Consider the following 466-nt stretch of genomic DNA (forward strand, 5'->3'; position numbering starts at 1 on the left):
AACCGGGTTGGGCATAAGAACGCTAGCGGCGGGGGTCCGTACCGGATGTGAAACCGTAAGCCACCGCCCATTCCGTAATACCCAACTTTAATCAGCACTAGCCCGATACCCACGCGAACGCCATCCCGGGATATACCCCGCGCGACTATCTCCCCCACTGGCTCCGCCTGGGGGTGCGCGACTACGGCATTGACGGTTTCCGGGTGGATACCGCGAAGCACGGCGAGCTTGCGGCCGGGCAACAGTTAAAGGACCAGGCTAGGCAGGCGCTGGCCGCGGGGAAAGGGGCCAACCCGGACAAAAAGCTGGATAACGCACCGTTCTGGATGACCGGCGAGGCCTGGGGGCACGGAGTGATGCAAAGCGACTATTACCGCCACGGTTTCGACGCGATGATCAACTTTGATTATCAGGAGCAGGCGGCAAAAGCGGTGGATTGCCTGGCCGATATGGATCTCACCTGGCA

Annotated in this window: 1 pseudogene; it reads left to right on the forward strand. The window is 60.9% G+C overall.

Annotation, left to right across the window (positions count from 1 at the left end):
- Window positions 1-71: 71 nt before the first annotated feature.
- A pseudogene (locus tag A6013_RS24250) lies at window positions 72-466 on the forward strand (alpha-amylase); the annotation flags it as partial.

This window comes from Enterobacter sp. IF2SW-B1, assembly GCF_001743375.1.
Lineage (GTDB): Bacteria > Pseudomonadota > Gammaproteobacteria > Enterobacterales > Enterobacteriaceae > Enterobacter > Enterobacter bugandensis.